Raw genomic sequence first — 14,373 nt, 5'->3', positions numbered from 1 at the left:
GATGTTGTCGTTTCCGTTTTCAGGCCCGTCCATGCCCGCTCTCCAGCCCGCCCTGCACGCACAACGCACCGGCCCCGCGGGGCGTCTCTGGTTCGCGCTCAGCGCCTTGGCGGCGCTGGCCGCGCTCGGCCTGTGGGCCTGGCACCATCCGCTCGATCGCGTGGCGGCCGTCGGCATCGCCGCCCTCGCCGTGCTGCTGTTCCTGGCACGGCCGAGCGCCTGGTTGGTGCTGCTGCCGGCGCTGTGGCCGGTCATCGATCTGGCACCGCTCACCGGCTGGATCCATGTCACCGAAAGCGACGCGCTGGTGCTGGCGGTGGTGGCCGGCGTCGGACTGCGCGAGGCGCAGGCGCCGCCGCTGCCGGCGCACGGCGCCGCCGCCTTCCGCCTGTCGCCGATCGCCCTGCTGGTTGCCTTGCTGTGGCTGGCCAGCTACGGCGTGTCGGCCTGGCGCACGCCGGTGCCACTGCCACCTTTCGACCCCAGCCTGTTCGCCGGCTACAAGACGCCGCTCAACGGTCTGCGCCTGCTCAAGGCGCCGCTGTTGCTGCTGTTGCTGCTGCCCTGCCTGCACGCCGCCGGCCGCGCCCGCGGGGCCGGCGCCCTCGACCGGCTCACGCTGGGCATGACGCTCGGTCTGCTGACCGCCTCGGCGGTCGCCGTGTGGGAGCGCTACGCCTTTCCCGGGCTGACCAATTTCTCGGCCGACTACCGCACCACCGGCCTGTTCTGGGAGATGCATGTCGGCGGCGCGGCGCTCGACGCCTGGCTGGCCCTGACCCTGCCCTTTGCGCTGGCCGGCTTCCTGCGGGCCCGCACGCTGTCCGGGCGGCTGCTCTTCCTGGCCGTGCTGGCGGTCGGCGGCTACGCCATCCTGACCACCTTCTCACGCGGGCTGTACGCGGCGGTGGCCGTGAGCCTGGTGTTGCTGCTGCTCGCCGGACGCCTAAGGGCCCCGCGCACCCGCGTGGCCGACAACGCGCCGCGCCCGCTGCCCGGCGGCGCCTGGCTGGCGGCGGCCGTGTTGGTCGGCGCCGCCATGTTGATGTTCGCCGGCGGCGGCTATCGCGGCCTGGCGGCGCTGCTCGGCTTTGCGCTGGCGGCCTATCTGCTCGGCGATGCCGCGCGGCGCCTGAGTGGCGCGCAGCGCCTGCTGGCCCTCGGCGCCGGCCTGGCGCTTGGCGCCCTCACCCTGGCCAGCCCGGCCATCGACAAAGGGCCGTATCTGGCCTTCGGCGCGCTGTGCGGCGTGGCCCTGGTGGCGGCCGTGCTGAGTTTCCGCCGCCCCGAGGCGCTGGCGCCGGCCCGGGTCGGGCTGGTGTTCACCGCCGCCAGCGCCGTGGCCGCCGCCGTGGTCGGTAGCTACTGGGGCGAAGGCATGGGCGAGGCCGGCATCATGGCGGCCGCGGCCGCCGGCCTGCTGGTGCTGGCCGTGCAACTGATGCTGCCGCGGCCGCTGTGGCAGCATGCCGGCGAGGGCGTCGCGCACGCGCTGCTGGCCCTCGGCGTGGCCGGCGCACTGGCCACCGGCGCCACCAGCTATTACGTGGGCGAGCGCTTCTCGACGGTGAGCGAGGATCTGGAAGGCCGCATGGCGCACTGGCGCGAAGGTGCGGCGCTGCTGCGCACGCCCGCCGACACCTGGCTCGGGCTCGGCCTGGGCCGCTACCCGGAGGCCTATTTCTGGTCCGGACCGCTGGCCGCCAACGCGGGCTCGTGGGAGCTGCCGGAAGAAGACGGCAACCGCTACACGCGCCTCGGCGCGGCACGCCATGTCCTGGGCTTCGGCGAGCTGTTCCGCGTCTCGCAGCATGTCGCCGCCGACACCACCGGCCCCTTTCACTACCGCATGAAGGTCCGCGCGCCGGAGCGCTCAAGCCTGCATGTGGAGATCTGCCGCAAGCATCTGCTCTACACGCAAAGCTGCGCCATCACCACCGTGCCGGTAGAAAGCGCGCAGTGGACCGACGTCCAGGGGCCGATGGAGGCGGGCAGCCTCACCGACCTCGTCGACCCGCATTTCCGGCCCAGCGTGCTGTCGCTGGCCACCGCGGGCCGCGCGCCGGTGGACGTGGATGACATCGAGATCATCGACAGCGCCGGCCGCTCACTGGTGGCCAATGGCGACTTCCAGGCGGGGGTGGATCGCTGGTTCTTCAGCTCCGACCGGCATCACCTGCCCTGGCATGCCAAGAGCCTGTTCCTGCATGTGTGGGTGGAGCAAGGCGTGCTCGGCATGGTGATGCTCGGGGTCATGCTGCTGGCCGCCGCCGGCCGGGTCGCGCTGGGCCGGGTGCGCACGCATCCGATGGCCGCGCCGCTGCTGGCCGGGCTGGCCGGCTTTGTCGCGGTGGGCATCTTCGACAGCCTGCTCGACATGCCGCGCATGACGCTGATGCTGCTCTTCACCGCCTGGCTGGCGCTGTGTCTGAACCCGGCTGCGCTCAAGGAGGCGCCGGGCCGTCCCTAGTTTCCTTGCCCCCTCGGGGGGCTGATGCGACGCGGCAGGTCTGGGGGCACTCAGATCGGCGCGACCTCGACCAGACAGTCGTAGAACACCGGCCCGCCACCCAGATCGGTGAGCGCCGACGAGGTGACGGCGTTGGCGTTTTCGCCGTCGCCGGAGAACTTCTGCCACCAGATCGACGGCGCCGCCACCACGCCGGCACGCACCCGGTCGGTCACCACCGCCAGCGCATGGAAGGCACCGCGATCATTGAAGATGCGCAGCCGCGCCCCCTCGGCGATGCCGCGTGCGGCGGCGTCGTCGGGGTGGATCTCCAGCGTCGGCGCGCCTTCCTTGTCGCGCCAGCGCGGCAGGTTGGCGAAGCTGGAGTTGAGAAAGTTGCGCGCCGGCGGCGAGATCATGGCCAGCGGATAGCGCGCCGCCAGCGCGGGGTTGCTGACCGGCGATTCGTGCGGCGGCACCCAGCCGGGCAGCGGGTCGAGGCCCTGGTCGGCCAGCGTCTGCGAGAAGAATTCGCAGCGGCCGGAGGGCGTGGGGAAGCCGCCCTTGGCAAACGGGGCGAAGGGACGCGGCAGGTTGAGCCGCGCCCAGCCGTTCTGGGCCAGCCCCTCGGCGAAGCCCAGACTGCGGGTATCACGCGGGTTGAAGGCCGCGGCGGCAATCGTGGCGTCGTCCTCGAACAGCGCCGCATCGTCGAAGCCCAGGCGCGCGGCGAGTCGGCGGAACACTTCGCTGTTGGGCAGCGACTCGCCGACCGGCGCAATCGCCGGGGTGTTGGCCACGGCATACAGGTGGCCGTAGGCCTTGTGCACGTCGACATGCTCGAGCTGCGTGGTGGCCGGCAGCAGGATGTCGGCGTAGTCGGCGGTGTCGGTCTGGAACTGCTCGTGCACCACGCAGAACAGGTCTTCGCGGGCGAAGCCGGCGCGCACCCGGTTGCTGTCGGGCGCCACCGCGACCGGGTTGCTGTTGTAGACGTAGATGGCGCGGATCGGCGGGTCGTTGGCGGTGAGCAGCGCCTCGCCGATGGGCGACATGTTGACGGTGCGCGGCGGGAAGCGCTCGGCATCCGGATACAGGTCGGGGCGCTCGAGCGCCGCGGTGTCGACCGGGAAATTGCCGGAGGTGGACAACACCGCGCCGCCAGCCGCCTCGCGCCAGGCGCCGACCAGCGCCGGCAGGCAGGCGATGTTGCGCACCGCGGAGCCGCCGCCGGCGCAGCGATTGAGGCCGTAGTTGAGGCGGATCACGCTCGGCCGGGTGTGACCATAGTCGCGCGCAAGCGCCCGGATCGCCTCGGCGGGGAGGCCGGTGAGCGGCGCGGCCCATTCAGGGGTGCAGCTGCGCACCCGTTCGGCCAGCGCCTCGAAGCCGAGGGTGTGCCGGGCGATGTAGTCGTGGTCGATCAGGTCTTCGGCGATCAGCACCTGCATCATTGCCAGCGCGATGGCACCGTCGGTGCCGGGCAGCGGGGCGAGGTGCAGGTCGCATTTTTCGGCGGTCTGCGTGCGCCACGGGTCGATGCACACCAGCCTCGCGCCCTGGCGCTTGGCCTGCTGCATGAAGCGCCAGCCGTGCAGGTTGGAAACCACCGGGTTGGCGCCCCAGATGAGGATCAGCTTGGCGTCGGCGATGGCTTCGGGGTCGGTGCCGACCGAGGCGCCGATCACCGATTTCCAGCCCGCACTGCCGGCCGAGGCGCAGATGGTGCGATCCAGCAGCGAGGCGCCGAGGCGATGGAAGAAGCGGCGGTCCATGCCCGAGGACTGCACCAGACCCATGGTGCCGGCGTAGCTGTAGGGCAGGATGGCGCGCGGATCATCCGCGGCGATTTCGGCGAAGCGGCTGGCGATGGTGTCGAGCGCCTCGTCCCAGCTGATGCGTTCGAAGCGGCCCTCGCCCTTCTTGCCGACGCGCTTCATCGGATGGGTGAGGCGGTCGGGCGAATAGACGCGGTCGAGGTAGTGCGCCACCTTGGTGCACAGGGCACCGTGGGTGAAGGGGTGGTCCTCGGCGCCACGCACCTTGACCGCCCGCCCGTCCTCGACGGTGATATGCATGGCACAGGTGTCGGGGCAGTCGTGCGGACAGGCCGCGCGGACGATGCGGGGGTCGGACGCCATCGAGGCCTCCCGGGCAGTGCGTGGGCCGGTCAGCGACCGGCGGCGGTGGCGGTCAGCGCCTTGTAGCGCTCGCGGTCGCGTGCATAGCGGGCGCGCACGGCGTCGATGTTCTTGAGCTTGGCGTCGATCACGGTTTCCTGCGCGGCCAGTTCGGACTGGTTGTCGCGGATCGCTTGCGTCAGCTCGGCCGGCACGGCACCGGCCGGATGCAGCTTGGCCTCTTCCTGCAGGCGCTCCTGGGCTTGGCGCAACTGGGCCTGGCGATCCTTGGCCTTGGCCAGATCGCGCTCGATCTCGCCCACGGCACGGGATTCGCGGCCGTCGATGTCGTCCACGCTGCGATAGGTGTCGAGCAGCGCGCGGTCTTGCAGGCGCTGCATGCGGCGGCGGGCTTCTTCGAGCTCGCGCAGGCGCGACTCGCGCTCGGCCTCGATGCGCTCGGCCTCGCTCATCGGCGCGGCAATGCGCTCGATGATGGTGCCGTCGGAGGCTACCCGGCGATAGGCCCGGCCATAGCAGGCCTGCGGCAGCACATCGCCGCATACCCGGCGCCCGTCGGCGTTCTCGCAGCACAGGATGGCCCCGGAGGCGGCCCGGGCCGGGACGCTGAACCCACTGGCCAGCACCAGCGCCACCGCTGCAACACAACGCACAATCATCGGCTTACTCCGCGGCAACGCCGTAGGCGTCGCGATAGGCCTGCACGGCCGAGAGGTTGGCGGCCAGGTCAGCACTGTCCGCCAGGAAATCGATCAGATCGGTGAGTGTCGCCACGGCGATCACCGGCATATCGTACTGGGCTCGCACTTCCTGCACCGCCGACAGCGCGCCCTGGCCGCGTTCCATGCGGTCGAGGGCGATCACCACGCCGGCCGGCGTGGCGCCGTGGGCGCGGATGATGTCGACCGATTCGCGCACCGAGGTGCCGGCGGAGATCACGTCGTCGAGGATCAGCACCCGGCCGACCAGCGGCGCGCCGACCAGCGTGCCGCCTTCGCCGTGGTCCTTGGCTTCCTTGCGGTTGAAGCAGTAGGGCAGGTTCACGCCCTGCTCGGCCAGGCGCATGGCCGTGCCGGCCACCAGCGGAATCCCCTTGTAGGCGGGGCCGAACAGCATGGTGGCGTCGATGCCGGAGGTGAGGATGGCGCGCGCATAGAAGCTGCACAGCGCACCGAAGGAGGCACCGTCGTTGAACAGCCCGGCGTTGAAGAAGTAGGGCGACTTGCGCCCCGCCTTGGTGACGAACTCGCCAAAGCGCAGCACACCCTTGTCACAGGCCAGTGCGATGAAATCCCGGCTAAAATCCACGTTGGCCCTCAATCAGAACGATTCTCAAGAGACCGAATGTTACGCGTCATCACTATCAACCTCAACGGCATCCGCTCGGCAGAACGCAAGGGCTTTTTCGCCTGGATGTCGGCCCAGAATGCCGACATCGTGTGCCTGCAGGAACTCAAGGCGCAGCATGCCGACCTCACCGCCGACATGCTCGCCCCGGCGGGCTATCAGGGCTTTTTCCATTGTGCCGAGAAGAAGGGCTACAGCGGCGTCGGCCTCTACTGCAGACGGGCGCCGGACCGCGTCGTCGAAGGGCTGGGCAATGCCGAGTTCGACGCCGAGGGGCGCTACATCCAGGCCGACTTCGGCACGCTGTCGGTGGTGTCGCTATACCTGCCCTCGGGCTCCAGCTCGGAGGAACGGCAGGCGGCCAAGTACCGCTTCATGGACATCTTCCTGCCGCACATGCAGTCGCTGATCGACAGTGGCCGCGAGGTGATCGTCTGCGGCGACTGGAACATCGCCCACCGCGAGGCGGACCTCAAGAACTGGAAATCGAACCAGAAAAATTCCGGCTTCCTGCCCGAGGAGCGCGCCTGGCTGACGCGCCTGTTCGACGAGGTAGGCTGGGTGGATGTGTATCGCAGCCTGCATCCGGACACCACCGACGCCTGCTACACCTGGTGGTCGAATCGCGGCCAGGCCTGGGCCAAGAACGTCGGCTGGCGGCTCGACTACCAGATCGCCACGCCGGGCACCGCGCTCACCGCCAAGACATGCGCGGTGTACAAGGACGAGCGCTTCAGCGACCATGCCCCGCTGACCGTCGACTACGCCATCACGCCCTGAGCGTTTGCGAAGAAAGCGTAGCGAGCCGTGCCGAGTGCGCACGGCGGATCGCATCCCATGCGCCGGGCGGCCAGGCGCTACTACGCCATGACCGTGCGGTTGCGCCCTTCCTGCTTGGCCCGGTAGAGCGCCCGGTCGGCGCGCGCCAGCCAGGCCTCGTGGCCGCGATCGTCGGGGGCGAAGGCCGCCACCCCCAGGCTGACGGTAAAGCGGATCTGGCCATCGCCGACCGATAGCGGCCACGGCTCGATCTGCGCGCGCAGGCGCTCGGCGAACTGCCAGGCGCCCTGGGCGTCGGTCTGCGGCAGCAGCACAACGAATTCCTCGCCGCCGTAGCGGCCGGCCACGTCCATGCCACGCATGACCCCACGAATCGCTTCGGCGACACGCCGGATCACCGCATCGCCGGCCGGATGGCCGAAGGCGTCGTTGATACGTTTGAAGTGGTCGATATCGAGCATCACCAGCGCCCCGCCGGCACCGGTGCGTGCCGCGCGATGCCACTCGTTCTCCATGCGCACATCGATGGCGCGGCGATTGAGCAGGCCGCTCAGCGCATCGGTATGGGCCAGCGCGTCGAGCGCCCGGTTGGCCCCGTGCAACTCCGCCAGCAGGCGGTCGTTGGCCTGCTGCCAATGGGAGAACAGGCGGTAGCCGAAAAAGGCGATGAACAGGATGATCAGGGCGAACACCCAGAAGAACACCCAGCTCGTCTGCCGCATCACCGTCGCCGCCTGGCTGACCGCCTCGTTTGCGCCCTGGGCAGCCTGCGCGAGCTGAGCGCCGGCCAGGTCGAGGGTCAGAAAGCCATAGGCCAGCACGCCCGCCGTCACTGCTCCGAGCAGATACAACACCGAGCGACGCCCGTCGCGCGCCGCCGGCGCCAGCAGCTCGGGGCGGGCGGCCAGCCAGCGCGACAGGCGCGGCCACAGCAAGGCCATGAGCGGCCCCACCAGCACCACGCTCTGCAAGAAGGCGCCCAGCCACCAGCCCTGCCAGATCGGCAGCAGCTCGGTACGGTCGATGCCGTTGGTGTACCACCAGATCAGCGCTCCGCTGGAGCTGAAGATACTGGCCACGAAGCTGAGCTGGACGAAGAACATCACCGCGCCGGGATCGCGCAGGTCGCGCGCGGCCGGAATGGCGCGATAGCCGATGGCCATGACCGCGAAGTAGAGCGGATCGGCACAGGCGAACAGCACGGCCCAGGGCAGCGGCATGCCGGCATACAGCGCCAGCGTGAAGGTGGCCAGGTAGGCCGGGATGGCGCCCCACCACCAGCCGAAGGCCAGCGCCAGCAGCAGACAGATGAGCAGCGGCGGATAGATCGTGATGTAGACCTCGACGCCACCGAAGCGCAGCGGCAGGCCGGACCACTCGAAGATCACCGCCACCAGCCCGAGCCCCACGCTGGCCAGCAGCAGGCCCGACCACCCGAGGGCCATCCACGCCAGCTCGCGGCGGGTGCCATGGCGCAGGGCGCGCGTCAGCGACACGGCGCGATACATGGGCTCCGAGGGCAAGGCAGGCATCTCCGCGTCAGGGGAATCGCCAAGGCGTGTTGGCACCACGCATTGTGAACCGTCGCCGGCGAATACACCATACGGGCAGCCGGCGGCGCGCACGGCGTCAGCGCCTGAGCGGTTTTCGGGCGTGGCCGAGCCGCGCCCCAAAGACGGCCTGATCCAGGCGCGAAGCACAGCCCTAGCTCGGGCGATGGCGAGCCTTTGCAACGACGAGCGGGTCGTCTTTGGGGGAACGAGCGGGCATGAACAAAAGACGCTCAGGCGCTCAGCCCTTGAAGGCCTTGCGCCACACGCTCGGCGAGATGCCGAAGGCGGCCTGGAAGCGCTGGCGCAGGGTCGCCGCGGTGCCGAAACCGGCCAGCTCGGCGATACGCTCGACGCTCTGCTCGGATCCTTCGAGCAGTTGCTGGGCGCGTGCCAGGCGTTCGCTGGCCAGCCAGTCGCCGACGGTCTGCCCGGTGTGCAGGCGAAAACGCCGGGTGAAGGTGCGCCGCCCCATCAGTGCCCGCGCGGCGAGGTGGTCGAGACTGTGCGACTGATCCAGCCGGGCGCGCATCCACGCGATCACTTCGCCCAGACGATCGTCGCGCGCGGTGGCCGGCACCGGTTGCTCGATGAACTGGGCCTGCCCCCCCTGGCGATGCGGCGCGACGACCAGCCGCCGTGCAATCCGGTTGGCCGCTTCGGCGCCGTGGCGCGCGCGGATCAGATGCAGGCAGCAGTCGATGCCGGCGGCGGTGCCGGCCGAGGTCATGACCCGACCGGACTCGACATAGAGCACGTCGGGATCGACCTCGACCGCCGGGAAGCGGCGGGCGAAATCGGCGGTGAACCCCCAGTGGGTGGTCGCCCGGCAGCCGTCGAGCAGGCCCGCGTCGGCCAATACATAGGCGCCCAGACACAGCCCCACGATCTGCGCACCACGCGCCTGCGCGGCCACCAGCGCCTCGCACAGAGCCGCCGGCGCGCGCTCGGCGGGATCGCGCCAGCTGGGCACGATCACCGTGTCGGCCTCGGCCAGCGCGGACAGGTCGTGATGGACCACGAGATCGAAACCCGCGGTGGTCGTCAGCGGCCCGGGCTCGGCGGCACATACCCGCAGCTCGACGTCCGGCACCCCGGGGTGGGGCTCGCCGAAGACCACGCAGGGCACCGAGATATGGAACGGGCTGATGCGGTCGAAGGCGACCACGGCGATGACCGGGCGAGACATGGGGCGCTCCTGGTGTGGCATTGGCCCGATTCTATCGATTGTTGTCATTCGGGCCACTGCCACCCGCCGGGCGGCCGGCCGAAAATGCCCTCACCCCCCGCAACCCGGAGCCATCTCATGAACCCATCGAACACCGCGCTGGTCGTCATCGACCTGCAGAACGACTACTTCGCCGACGGCGGCTTCCCGCTGTGGAACGCCGACGAGACCCTCGCCAATGTCGAGGCCGCCATCCACCGTGCCCAGGCGCTGGGCATGCCGGTGGTCCTGGTGCAGCATGTCGCCGACGCCAGCAAGGGCATCTCCCCCTTTTTCAACGCCGACACGCCGGGCGTGGACATCCATCCGCGCATCCGCGCCGCGGCACCGGACGCGCCGGTGGTGGTCAAGTCCTTCGCCGACGCCTTTCACCAGACCACGCTGGAGAGCACGCTGCAGGACCTGGGCGTCACCGCCCTGCTGCTGTGCGGGATGATGACCCAGAACTGCGTCACCCACACGGCGCTGTCGCGCACCGCCGAGCGCTACCAGATCAGCGTGATTCCCGAGTGCTGCACCACCGTCAGCCAGATGCTGCACCTGATCGCGCTGAACGCCTTGTCCACCCGCATGGCCCTGACGCCGGCCAGCGCCGCGCTCGCCTGACGCATTGGTCTCGCCTGGTGACAGCGTCATTTCCCGCCCGCTGTTGCGCCCCCCTCTGGCAAAAACCTGCGTAAAACAGGCGAGTGCGCGATAATGGCGCCTCAGCCATGGGGGGCACTGACCGAATGAAATGTGTAGATGATTTCCGCCTGCGACTGGGCCAGCACGAGCTCGTGCCCATTATGGTGGGCGGCATGGGGGTGGACATCTCCACCGCCGAACTGTCGCTGGAAGCGGCCCGACTCGGTGGCGTGGGGCATATCTCCGACGCCATGGTGCCGACCGTCTCGGACCGGCGCTTCAAGACCAAGTACGTCAAGGACAAGCTCCGTCAGTACAAATTCAACGTGGCGAACTCCGACAAATCCGTCGTGCAGTTCAACATGGGTCTGCTCGCCGAGGCGACCACCCGTCACGTGGCCTCCACCATGGAAGCCAAGCGTGGCCCGGGGCTGATCTTCATCAACTGCATGGAGAAGCTGACCATGAACGCGCCCAAGGAAACCTTGCGCGTTCGCCTGCGCGCGGCCATGGACGCCGGCATCGACGGCATCACCCTGGCGGCCGGCCTGCACCTGGGCTCCTTCGCGCTGATCGAGGATCACCCGCGCTTTCGCGACGTGAAGCTCGGCATCATCGTCTCCTCGCTGCGCGCGCTGCAGCTGTTCCTGAAAAAGAGCGCGCGCACCGGCCGCCTGCCCGACTACGTGGTGGTCGAAGGCCCGCTGGCCGGCGGCCACCTCGGCTTCGGCATGGACTGGGCCGAATACGACCTGGCCACCATCACCGCCGAAATCCAGGCCTGGCTGAAGACCGAGCAGCTCGACATTCCGCTAATCCCGGCCGGCGGCATCTTCACAGGCACCGACGCGGTCAACTTCCTCGAAGCCGGCGCAGCCGCCGTGCAGGTGGCTACGCGCTTCACCGTCACGCACGAGTGTGGCCTGCCCGAGGATGTGCAGCAGCACTACTTCACCTCCGACGAAGATGACATCGAGGTGAACCAGATCTCGCCCACCGGCTATCCGATGCGCATGCTCAAGAGCAGCCCGGCGATCGGCGACGGCATCCGCCCCAACTGCGAGGCCTACGGCTACCTGCTCGACGCCAAGGGCAACTGCCAGTACATCGACGCCTACAACCGCGAAGTGGCCCTGCACCCCGACGCCAAGCGCATCAAGGTGATGGACAAGACCTGTCTATGCACCCACATGCGCAACTTCGACTGCTGGACCTGCGGGCACTACACCTATCGCCTGAAAGACACCACGCGCCAGGGCGACGACGGTCGCTACCAGATCCTGACCGCCGAGCACGTGTTCAAGGACTACCAGTTCAGCAAGGACAACACCATCGCCTTGCCGTAAGCGGCGCATTTCAAGACCGCACGCGCCGCCCCAACCGGCGCGTGCTCGTCGCCCCCCCTCAGGCCGTTTCGCGCTCCGCCGCAGCAGCCCCGCCCGCCGGTTTGCGATTGGGTGCCCGATAGGCCACGGCCGGCTTCATCAGATGGCCGAGCTTGCTCGCCTTGGTGTCCAGATAGGCCGTGTTGTAGGGGTTGCGGCCGACTTGCAGCGGCACCCGCTCCACCACCAGCAGCCCATGGCTGCGCATGCTCTCGAGCTTGCGCGGGTTGTTGGTCATCAGGCGCAGCGCGCGCACCCCCAGATGCGCCAGCATCGGCTGGCAGATGCCGAAATCGCGCATGTCGGCCGGAAAGCCGAGCTGCTCGTTGGCCTCCACCGTGTCGGCGCCTTCGTCCTGCAGCTTGTAGGCGCGGATCTTGTTGAGCAGACCGATGCCGCGCCCTTCCTGGCGCAGGTAGAGGATCACCCCCCGCCCCTCGGCCACGATCTGGCGCATCGCCGCCTCCAGCTGGTAACCGCAGTCGCAGCGTTCGCTGAACAGGCCGTCGCCGGTCAGGCATTCGGAGTGGATCCGCGCCAGCACCGGCGTGCCGTCGGTGACGTCGCCATGGGTCAGCGCCAGATGCTCGATGCCGGTGGCGGTGTCTTCGAAACCATGCAGCGTAAACACGCCGAAACGGTTCGGCAGTTTGCAGGCTTCGACAAAACGAACGGTCATTCAGGGTTCTCCTAGGGCATTGTTATTGTCTCGCCGCCAGCGGCGGTCGAGGGTCGCGTGCGCCAGGCCGCGACAGGGCATATCAGTGACAGTATCCGTGCCGCCCCGTTCCTTCAAGCCGGACGACGCGACGGCAGCAGCAGATGCAGGCCGATCGCCGCCACCGCGCACAGGCTCACGCCCTGCAGGCTGAAGCCGTCGAGGTTGACCGCCAGCCCGCCGATACCACACACCAGCACCGTGGACACGATCACCAAGTTGCGCGGCTCGTCCATGCTCACGCGCGCGGTGATCAGCGTCTTCAGGCCGATGCTGGCCACCGAGCCGAACAGCAGCATCATGATGCCGCCCATCACCGGCACGGGCACCGACTGCAGGATGGCGCCAAACTTGCCGAAAAAGGCCATGGCGATGGCAAACACCGCCGCCCAGGTCATCACCACCGGGTTGAAATTGCGCGTGAGGGTCACCGCGCCGGTCACCTCCGAATAGGTGGTCACCGGCGGCCCGCCGATCAGGCCGGCGAACAGCACCGCCAGCCCGTCGCCCGCCAGGGTGCGATGCAGGCCCGGCTTCTCGGTGTAGTCCTGGCCGGTGATACCGCCGATGGCCACCACGTCGCCCACATGCTCGATCGCCGGCGCCAGCGCCACCGGCAACATGAACAGCACCGCCTTCCACTCGAAGCTCGGCGCCACGAAGGTGGGCACGGCAAACCACGGCGCCGCCGCGATCTTGCTCAGATCCACCAGCCCCAGCATCACGCTGAGCACATAGCCGACCAACACCCCGGCAAGAATCGGCACCAGACGCAGGAAACCGCGCGCGAACACCGACACCGCAATCGTCGTCAGCAAGGACGCGGCCGCCACCACCATCGCCGTGCCGTAGGGCACCAGCACGGCCGCGCCGTCGCCGGTCTTGCCCATCGCCATGTTCACCGCCACCGCCGCCAGCGACAACCCGATGATCATGATGATCGGCCCGATCACCACCGGCGGCATGAAGCGATGCACGATCTCGGCGCCATGTTTGCGCACCAGTGCGGCAAACACGAAATAGACGAGGCTCACACAGGCCAGCGCACCCATGGTGGCCGACACGCCCCAGGCCTGCGTGGCGTAGATGATCGGCGCAATGAAAGCGAAGCTGGAGCCCAGGAAGATCGGCACCTGCCGTCCGGTCATCGCCTGGAAGAGCAGCGTGCCCACCCCCGCACCGAGCAGCGCCAGACTGGGGTTGAGGCCGGTGAGCAGCGGCACCAGCACCAGCGCGCCGAATGCCACGAACAGAATCTGCGCGCCGGCGATGGCCTGGCGCCACTGGGGCTCGGCGCCCTGGATGGGAAGCTCACGCATGCAGGTTCTCCTGGACGGGGTCGAGCCCCGGATGTGTTCTTGAATGCAGGACAGCGCCCCGGGCTTACCCGTGCTTGGTCCCGAAGATCTTGTCGCCCGCATCCCCCAGCCCCGGGATGATGTAGCCGACCTCGTTCAGGTGGCTGTCGATGCTGGCGGTGTAGATGTCCACATCCGGGTGCTGCTCGGCCATCAGCGCGATGCCCTCCGGTGCGGCGACCAGCACCAGGGCCTTGATGTGGGTGCAGCCCTTGCGCTTGAGCATGTCGACGGTGGCTGCCATCGAGCCGCCGGTGGCCAGCATGGGGTCGATGATGATCGCCATGCGCTCGGCCAGATGGCCGACGAACTTCTCGAAGTAGGGCTCGGGGCGCAGCGTCTCTTCGTTGCGCGCGATGCCCGCCACACTCACCTTGGCGCTGGGGATCATGTCGAGCACACCGTCGAGCATGCCCAGCCCGGCGCGCAGGATCGGCACCACCGTCACCTTCTTGCCCTTGATCCGCTGCACCTCGACCGGTCCGTCCCAGCCGGGGATGGTCACCGTCTCGAGCGGGAAGTCCTGGCAGGCCTCGTAGGCCAGCAGGCGGGCGATTTCGGCGGTCAGCTCGCGGAATTTCTTGGTGCTGATGTCGGCTTCGCGCATCAGGCCGATCTTGTGCTTGACGAGCGGGTGGGCGATTTCGGTAATGGACATGGCGGCAGATGGCAAAGACGACGGGCGCGCGGCGGGCGCCGCGACGAATCGCGCTAGTTTACTCCGCCGCCGCCCGGCGCGCCTCGTCCTTGACCGGATCGGTGGGCGCGGGCGGCGCCATCCCCTAGAATC

General features: G+C 69.0%; 12 protein-coding genes. 4 read left to right on the top strand and 8 right to left on the bottom strand.

Annotation, left to right across the window (positions count from 1 at the left end; all coding sequences use genetic code 11):
• Positions 1-31: 31 nt before the first annotated feature.
• Complete coding sequence (locus I8J34_RS14400; RefSeq protein WP_214362318.1) at positions 32-2,470, top strand: O-antigen ligase family protein; 2,439 nt, start codon at positions 32-34, stop codon at positions 2,468-2,470.
• Positions 2,471-2,520: 50 nt separating this feature from the next.
• Here the strand turns inward: I8J34_RS14400 and I8J34_RS14395 are convergent, their stop codons facing one another.
• Genes I8J34_RS14395 through pyrE form a run of 3 tightly spaced genes read right to left on the bottom strand, consistent with a single transcriptional unit; the run spans position 2,521 to position 5,898 of the window.
• Positions 2,521-4,590, bottom strand: coding sequence for a molybdopterin-containing oxidoreductase family protein (locus I8J34_RS14395; protein WP_214362317.1), 2,070 nt, complete (start codon positions 4,588-4,590; stop codon positions 2,521-2,523).
• A 29-nt stretch (positions 4,591-4,619) separates the two neighbouring features.
• Positions 4,620-5,249: a hypothetical protein gene (locus I8J34_RS14390; protein ID WP_214362316.1), complete on the bottom strand. Its 630-nt coding sequence runs from the start codon at positions 5,247-5,249 to the stop codon at positions 4,620-4,622.
• A 4-nt stretch (positions 5,250-5,253) separates the two neighbouring features.
• On the bottom strand, positions 5,254-5,898 hold the full coding sequence (gene pyrE / locus I8J34_RS14385) for an orotate phosphoribosyltransferase (RefSeq protein ID WP_214362315.1): 645 nt from the start codon (positions 5,896-5,898) through the stop codon (positions 5,254-5,256).
• A gap of 36 nt (positions 5,899-5,934) precedes the next feature.
• Between pyrE and I8J34_RS14380 the strand changes: the two genes are divergently transcribed.
• Positions 5,935-6,717 (top strand): exodeoxyribonuclease III, encoded by a 783-nt coding sequence (locus I8J34_RS14380; RefSeq protein WP_214362314.1) that lies wholly within the window; start codon positions 5,935-5,937, stop codon positions 6,715-6,717.
• Positions 6,718-6,797: 80 nt separating this feature from the next.
• On the opposite strand, the gene I8J34_RS14375 is transcribed toward I8J34_RS14380, so the two are convergent.
• Together I8J34_RS14375 and I8J34_RS14370 are read right to left on the bottom strand one after the other, a co-directional pair.
• A complete protein-coding gene (locus I8J34_RS14375) occupies positions 6,798-8,240 on the bottom strand; it encodes a sensor domain-containing diguanylate cyclase (protein ID WP_214362313.1) in 1,443 nt (480 codons plus the stop codon).
• Positions 8,241-8,508: 268 nt separating this feature from the next.
• Positions 8,509-9,456 (bottom strand): helix-turn-helix domain-containing protein, encoded by a 948-nt coding sequence (locus tag I8J34_RS14370; RefSeq protein WP_214362312.1) that lies wholly within the window; start codon positions 9,454-9,456, stop codon positions 8,509-8,511.
• 117 nt (positions 9,457-9,573) lie between these two features.
• On the opposite strand from I8J34_RS14370, the gene I8J34_RS14365 reads away from it, so the two are divergent.
• Together I8J34_RS14365 and I8J34_RS14360 are read left to right on the top strand one after the other, a co-directional pair.
• The gene (locus I8J34_RS14365; RefSeq protein ID WP_214362311.1) at positions 9,574-10,101 is read left to right on the top strand and encodes a cysteine hydrolase family protein; all 528 of its coding nucleotides are present in this window, start codon (positions 9,574-9,576) and stop codon (positions 10,099-10,101) included.
• Between the two features lie 125 nt (positions 10,102-10,226).
• Positions 10,227-11,468, top strand: a complete 1,242-nt coding sequence (locus I8J34_RS14360; RefSeq protein ID WP_214362310.1) for a nitronate monooxygenase — start codon at positions 10,227-10,229, stop codon at positions 11,466-11,468.
• Positions 11,469-11,526: 58 nt separating this feature from the next.
• On the opposite strand, the gene ribA is transcribed toward I8J34_RS14360, so the two are convergent.
• The 3 genes from ribA to upp form a co-directional block, all read right to left on the bottom strand.
• Positions 11,527-12,186 carry a GTP cyclohydrolase II gene (ribA, locus tag I8J34_RS14355; protein ID WP_214362309.1) on the bottom strand — a complete coding sequence of 220 codons (660 nt, stop codon included), beginning with the start codon at positions 12,184-12,186 and terminating at the stop codon, positions 11,527-11,529.
• A gap of 113 nt (positions 12,187-12,299) precedes the next feature.
• A complete protein-coding gene (locus I8J34_RS14350; protein WP_214362308.1) occupies positions 12,300-13,544 on the bottom strand; it encodes a uracil-xanthine permease family protein in 1,245 nt (414 codons plus the stop codon).
• Between the two features lie 64 nt (positions 13,545-13,608).
• Entirely contained in the window at positions 13,609-14,241 is a 633-nt protein-coding gene (gene upp / locus I8J34_RS14345; protein ID WP_214362307.1) for a uracil phosphoribosyltransferase, read from the bottom strand.
• Positions 14,242-14,373: the final 132 nt, after the last annotated feature.

This window comes from Denitromonas iodatirespirans (genome assembly GCF_018524365.1).
Lineage (GTDB): Bacteria > Pseudomonadota > Gammaproteobacteria > Burkholderiales > Rhodocyclaceae > Nitrogeniibacter > Nitrogeniibacter iodatirespirans.
The sequence above is the reverse complement of the archived record's forward strand: the minus strand, read 5'-3'. Positions and strand labels throughout refer to the sequence as shown.

What these genes read in the sequence shown, in the direction of transcription:
- I8J34_RS14400 (WP_214362318.1), top strand. Translation starts at nt 32, where the DNA reads ATGCCCGCTCTCCAGCCCGCCCTGCACGCACAACGCACCGGCCCCGCG.
- I8J34_RS14395 (WP_214362317.1), bottom strand. Translation starts at nt 4,590, where the DNA reads ATGGCGTCCGACCCCCGCATCGTCCGCGCGGCCTGTCCGCACGACTGC.
- I8J34_RS14390 (WP_214362316.1), bottom strand. Translation starts at nt 5,249, where the DNA reads ATGATTGTGCGTTGTGTTGCAGCGGTGGCGCTGGTGCTGGCCAGTGGG.
- I8J34_RS14380 (WP_214362314.1), top strand. Translation starts at nt 5,935, where the DNA reads ATGTTACGCGTCATCACTATCAACCTCAACGGCATCCGCTCGGCAGAA.
- I8J34_RS14370 (WP_214362312.1), bottom strand. Translation starts at nt 9,456, where the DNA reads ATGTCTCGCCCGGTCATCGCCGTGGTCGCCTTCGACCGCATCAGCCCG.
- I8J34_RS14365 (WP_214362311.1), top strand. Translation starts at nt 9,574, where the DNA reads ATGAACCCATCGAACACCGCGCTGGTCGTCATCGACCTGCAGAACGAC.
- I8J34_RS14360 (WP_214362310.1), top strand. Translation starts at nt 10,227, where the DNA reads ATGAAATGTGTAGATGATTTCCGCCTGCGACTGGGCCAGCACGAGCTC.
- ribA (WP_214362309.1), bottom strand. Translation starts at nt 12,186, where the DNA reads ATGACCGTTCGTTTTGTCGAAGCCTGCAAACTGCCGAACCGTTTCGGC.
- I8J34_RS14350 (WP_214362308.1), bottom strand. Translation starts at nt 13,544, where the DNA reads ATGCGTGAGCTTCCCATCCAGGGCGCCGAGCCCCAGTGGCGCCAGGCC.
- upp (WP_214362307.1), bottom strand. Translation starts at nt 14,241, where the DNA reads ATGTCCATTACCGAAATCGCCCACCCGCTCGTCAAGCACAAGATCGGC.